Genomic DNA, 6,038 nt, shown 5'->3' with positions numbered 1-6,038 from the left:
TTTACCAACTACCGACTGCATTGGTAACTTGTTATCTACATTAATCATTCTAATACCTCCCAGTAAATGTAATGTTTTTATTTCGCCTAACGTTCCATATTTCCGACGTCTCTGAACTGGACCCACAGAGCCCTTCTTCGCAGGCGGTGCTTATACCCAGTGAAGAGATGTGCGTAGCGTACGGAAATATATTGTTAGGTGAAGTTGGCAACGGGAGCTTTGATTTCATTATCAAAAATTATAGTGACAACAAATCTCTACTTATGATACGGTTCACCGTACCTCACTTCAATGCGGTTTTTAATCCACATATTCCACTACTAGAAAAATGGATTTTCGTCACTAACTATAAATTCTTCATTATAAGCTATTAAGTGATTTGATATTAAGGTGTATTCCTCATTTTCAATTAGAAAAGTGGTGAAGCAATGATTATTCGTACCTATCTCATAACTTAACACACCTATATAATTCTCACCATTAATTGTAAACACCTCTAGTCCTATTGGTACGGTCAAATCATTAAACCTTAGAACTTGTTCTATAGTAGCCAAATCCTCTTCAGTAGAAAGTTCTTCTTTAATATCTAAACTTAATGGGTTATTTATTGTCCCATAAAACATTGCATGATATTCATAGTGTTCTGAATCTCCATCGTTATTGATGTCTATATCAATTATCATCGACTCATTTACATTTTCATATAACAACGAGTTGTATTTTATGACAAACATATCATTGATTCTAGCTTCGACGTTATCAATGAGCTCATCATATTTCACATCTACTTGATAAGTTTTAATAACATTTATGTCTTTTTCAACAGTTTTAATTTCTACTGAATCGGCCAGCATTCCCCCCTCAAAGGAATATATGCTTACACTGAAAATACTTCTATTACCAATATCTATGTTTCCTATAATAAAGTATTTATCATCTTTATAATTTATGAATCCATTAATTCCATGCATTAAATTGGTACGCATAAAATTACCATCAGCAGTAAATTTACCATCATTTTTTTTTAATATTTTAAATGAGGATATTCCTATTGTTCCATCTAATTGATAAACTATCAATTCCTCAATGCCATCAGAATCAACATCAACTAGATAACTTGAATCATACCACCTACGATACTCCATCATCGAACGAGTATTTTCTTCAATATTTAAGCCTTCCAAATCAAAATTTTTATATTGTAAACTACTCTTTTCTAAGTATTCATAGAGTGTACCTGAATAATACTTATACAATATATCCTGAATTAAATCTTTAGGTATGTTCTCAGCTTCTAATAGGTAATCCACTTTAATAACATCTTCACCATCATTTAATCTATCATATAATAAATTATTAGACCCGCTTGGTATCATATAATTTTTTGAAGCAAATCTTAGCCACATATTACTATCTTGATCTAGTTCTAATTCATCTATCATAATTCCTATATTAGAGAGAGAATAGTTATGTAATAATCCTGCTGATTGCAAAGTATAATCATAAGCTAATTCAATATTTTTCTCAGTTCCCAGGCCAGTATAGTACATATGCCCAAGAGCATTTAATGCTTTAGGAAACATTCTATCAGCAGCTTTTTCATACCACTCGAATGCCAACTCGTAATTCACTTCACCTGAAAAACCATGATAATAATGATAACCCACATTAAACATTGAAGCTAAGTTTCCACTTTCTGCTGACTTTTTACTCCAATTTAATGATTTATCATAATCTTGCTCTACACCATATCCATTGAAATAATAATAAGCTAAAGTGTTTTGTGCATCAGCATCTCCTTCATTAGCTTTCATAAAAAGAGCCTTTATATTATCACTTAATTCACTATCTAAATTAGATGATTCGTTTTCAATATCAGAATTAAATTTTGATTCTTTATCATCAACATTATTTTCAGACGAGTTCTCATTACTAGAATCTGTTATCACATTTGTAACTATAGATTCTTCATCATTAATTGCGCTAGTTGACAAATTGCTGTTTGTATTTTCACTTGTTCCCTGTACACAAGAAATTAAAAAAATGGCTGATAATACCATCATAATTAATCCCATCTTCCCCCTATGATTTTGTTTCTTGTATTTAGTTTTCTCCAATAATATATTCATTATATTTCATCCCTTACTTAAGATTTTACAACTAAACTTAATGACATTATTAAAAACCGCAGTCACTTATGATATGGTTCGCCTTATCATATCTTAAATAAAATCCATTTAAACATAAATATGGACATTATATTACCTAGTTGACAATTTCACCTAACGTTTCGTGTTGCTGACGTTCCTCAATCTTAGAACGAAGGTGCTCATGCCACGAACGTGGCTAATGTACCGAGTGTTGCGACGCACTTAGATTGAGAAATGTGTGAGGACTCGACCTTTTAGGAATACCTCTTGGCTATCCTGTGAGGATTCTTGACCCTGTCCGAGCCTTGTAGCAACATATTGTTATAAGATGTTATCTCACTCAGCTTTAAATCTTTGCTTCATCATTATTATAGTTAAAGATTGGATATCTTACTTTGAACTCACCTTTTTTATGATATTTGAACTCTGGCTTTCTTTCTGATGAATAATAGTCTCTAATAAACGAAACTGTTTGAAAGATAACTCTTGTAAGTTTCATAGACTCTGCAATAATATTCTTATTTTCATAGTATTCAAATTTACAGATTTTATCATGAGCACCTTCAAAAATACTATCTGGAATTTTTATGTTAAAAACTAGCCTCTTGTCTTGAATCCTATAATAGCTCTTTAACATACATTCTGTATAAAATTTATAAGATTCAATATCATTAGTTGCATTATTAATTTCATCAAGTAAGTCATCTTTTAACACTACAATATTATCAGTTGTAGCAAAACTTTTAAAATGAACTAAAAGATTTCTGATGTCAATAAAATAATATATTAAATCTGTATTTGAAAGCCATTCATACAATGGACAATTTGTTGTACCAGCATTATACTTGCTAAACGAATTGGGTAGATCTTTATTTTCAAATAATGGATAAACCATTTTTGATAAGTTGTCTAAGGTTATCTTAGTTAGATTTACAAATGAGTAAAACTCATAATACAATTTTTGTCCAGATTCACAATTTAATATAATTATTGCAGGTATATCTTCCCCACTATTTATTCTTAATCTTACTTGTTCTCCTATATCTGAATAATAAGTTATTAAATTTTTCATATGATAAACTAAACCATGTAAATGCCATTCATATCTTTGAAATCTATGGATCATGGCATTATTACTTTTATGCAAATTCCTAAGTGTTGATGACGCCCAAAATTTCATTCTATCTAATTCTTTATCCATTTCTGTTATATCTGTTTGAAATCTGCTCATCTTCTCCTCCATATTACTTAATTTCTCTGTAGGTCCAAAACCTTCTTAAATACTTACGTAAATGATTAAAAGCTCTAATTCTCAAGAGGAATCCCCTGTAATGAGTGAGATAATGTCTTATAACGTTCCGTGTTCACGACGTTTCTCAACCTTAGAAGGAGATGCTCATGCCCTGTTAAGGGCTAATGCACCGACTGTCCCGACGGGCTTAGGTTGAGGAATGTATGAGGGCTACTCCCAAGAGGCTTTTTGACCCTCGCCCGAATGAATGGGAACACATTGTTATCTGAAGTCCAAACCCGGAAGCTACCACATGCTCATACCTAGTTATGTTCTTTCCTTGAACTACCAGCATGCGATTTCCTGCTATGGCGACTTGAATTATCAACTTAATTCTTCAACAAACAAAAATGGTTTTCACTTATATAATCTAATAAGATCCTTCACAAATATTTCTTCATTTGTAAATTGAATTTTATTATTGCTTAAAAATCCATCTAATGATTCGATTGTTTTTTCCATAATAGAGATTTTCCATTTTTTACTTAAATCTTTTTTAAAACTGATATAAATTTGATTTTTTAATGGTTCATATACAATTGAACACAGAGTATCCTCCTGACTAGTTTTACTTAAAACTTCAAAGGCTTCATTTATTCCAAAGCTATGAATATTATCATGAATATATTCATGAGCACAAATATATCTATCAGCACCTCTACCATATACTTTATTATAATTTGCTTCCTTAAAATCCCCATTTGGAAAATTAGTCATGATAATAAAATCATTATGACTAGGAGTTACTATATTTGTATCATTCCCTTCTTCCAGAATAAATGCATCACCAGTTTTATCAGCGATAATAGTATGTAGCCCTAAATCTGGGAATAATGGATTTCTAGGATACGAGATTACTCTTTTATTAAGAATTTCCAAAAATTCAGATGTTTTTCTTGTTTTCTTTAGCGCTTCATCAAAAATATCAAAAGCAAACCAATCATTTTCGTTACAACTTGATTTAAAACCTTGACTATATTCTACTGCTTGAGTACAGATAAAAAGACCCTCACTATTAAAACCAGCGATATCCCTGTATTTGTTATCTAATAAGCCTGAAAAGTAAAATAAGTTTATATCATTATAACTATTGACTTTTAGTTTTAAATCAATTTCATCAGTATCAAAATTCATACCATAAATAATTTTTTCTTGTCCGTAAACTGCAAAACTTGTACACATTTTGGAACTTCCTTTCAATATATAATTTTGGCATATAATATGCTTAGAGTATTTAGAGAATCATTTAATCTTCAACATGGCCAGTAGCATTAGCAACTTAATACTTATCAACCAATATGCATAGTCAATAATACTAAGCCCTCATAACCTTATAATCGACCCAAGTCTACTTTGTAAATCACCTCCATGTTTTTTTTACACTTAGGGTTTGGATTTCAGATAACGTTCCTGTGTTCACGACGTCTCAGCACCTTAGAGGTCATTGCTCATGCCCTCAATAAGGGCTAATGCAATGAGTGTCCCGATGGGCTTAGGTGGTGCGATGTGTGAGGACATTTCCCAAGAGTAATACCCCTAGTCCGAACGAACGTGAACACATTGTTAGGCGATGTCATAACCGACTCTAGCGTAATCGACCTAACTCCTTATCTGCTTCTAATTGTAATTTCCTAGTTACTGGCCCCATATATTTACTCGCTTTATCCAGTACTATACTATCATTTCCAAGTGATTCTAGAATAGTGACCGAAATAATATTAACAAGTGTATCTCCTTTTGTCCTTAGTATCTCTTCTAAGTAATCAAATACATTAGTCAATAATAATGTATTATGCTTGTTTGCTTCTAGTAAGCTGAGTATTTCAGGCATAAAAATATCCTCTATTACTACCGTTTCAAGCCTTTTACCAAATTGATTCAATGATTCATTATATTTACACCTTGTACTAGGAAAAAATTCAAGCATATTATCAAAAAATAAATCTATATCACTTTTCCTTGATCTCATCTCTTCCAATAACTCATAAAGATAAATCTCAAGATCATAATCTTCCAAATGAAACAGATCTACTATATTATATGGGAACTCATGTCCATTCTCGCGATAATAATACTGAACTCGTCCTGCGTCTTTATGTGATTTAGAATACTTATTTTTTATCATCTCAACTAGTTGTAGAAATCTGAAATCAGGATCAATCATCCATATTTCCTCAACCAACTTCATAATTCTTGGTATTCTATCAATCCTTCTCATAATAACTCCTTTCATATTACAAGCCATACATCTAAAAACTAGGTTATGATTTCGCCTAACGTTTCGTGTTAACGACGTTTCTCAGCCTTAGAAGGAGGTGCTCATGCCCTGACAAGGGCTAATGTGCCGACTGTCGCGACGCGCTTAGGTTGAGAAATGTGTGGAGGGCACTTACCCTAGAGGAATACCTCGCCCGTGACGAACGTGAACACATTGTTATACGCAGTTCTCACGGACATCAAATGCCGTGACCTTTTCATTGAATCTACAAATCCAAATAACTTATACACACAAAGATTTATTTTCAATATATATGTATAAAACTATTGCATCCAAATAGCTGCTACTGCAAAACCAACCACTTTAATCCCAAAAGATA

The 6,038-nt window shown here is 32.0% G+C and carries 4 protein-coding genes; all 4 read right to left on the bottom strand.

Annotated elements, in window-relative coordinates; translation table 11 throughout:
- Positions 1 to 320 precede the first annotated feature (320 nt).
- Positions 321 to 2,129, bottom strand: a complete 1,809-nt coding sequence (locus tag C1Y58_RS25975; RefSeq protein WP_105620064.1) for a tetratricopeptide repeat protein — start codon at positions 2,127 to 2,129, stop codon at positions 321 to 323.
- A 367-nt stretch (positions 2,130 to 2,496) separates the two neighbouring features.
- Positions 2,497 to 3,381, bottom strand: a complete 885-nt coding sequence (locus C1Y58_RS25970; protein ID WP_105620063.1) for a hypothetical protein — start codon at positions 3,379 to 3,381, stop codon at positions 2,497 to 2,499.
- A 417-nt stretch (positions 3,382 to 3,798) separates the two neighbouring features.
- A complete protein-coding gene (locus C1Y58_RS25965; RefSeq protein WP_105620062.1) occupies positions 3,799 to 4,623 on the bottom strand; it encodes a linear amide C-N hydrolase in 825 nt (274 codons plus the stop codon).
- 403 nt (positions 4,624 to 5,026) lie between these two features.
- Positions 5,027 to 5,659, bottom strand: coding sequence for a DUF7674 family protein (locus C1Y58_RS26955; protein ID WP_242985479.1), 633 nt, complete (start codon positions 5,657 to 5,659; stop codon positions 5,027 to 5,029).
- Positions 5,660 to 6,038: the final 379 nt, after the last annotated feature.

Source organism: Vallitalea okinawensis, from assembly GCF_002964605.1.
GTDB lineage: Bacteria > Bacillota > Clostridia > Lachnospirales > PQDH01 > Vallitalea_A > Vallitalea_A okinawensis.
The sequence above is the reverse complement of the archived record's forward strand: the minus strand, read 5'-3'. Positions and strand labels throughout refer to the sequence as shown.

Bases quoted from the DNA above. Each gene is read 5' to 3' on its own strand.
- C1Y58_RS25975 (WP_105620064.1), bottom strand. From the start codon at position 2,129: ATGAATATATTATTGGAGAAAACTAAATACAAGAAACAAAATCATAGG.
- C1Y58_RS25970 (WP_105620063.1), bottom strand. From the start codon at position 3,381: ATGAGCAGATTTCAAACAGATATAACAGAAATGGATAAAGAATTAGAT.
- C1Y58_RS25965 (WP_105620062.1), bottom strand. From the start codon at position 4,623: ATGTGTACAAGTTTTGCAGTTTACGGACAAGAAAAAATTATTTATGGT.
- C1Y58_RS26955 (WP_242985479.1), bottom strand. From the start codon at position 5,659: ATGAGAAGGATTGATAGAATACCAAGAATTATGAAGTTGGTTGAGGAA.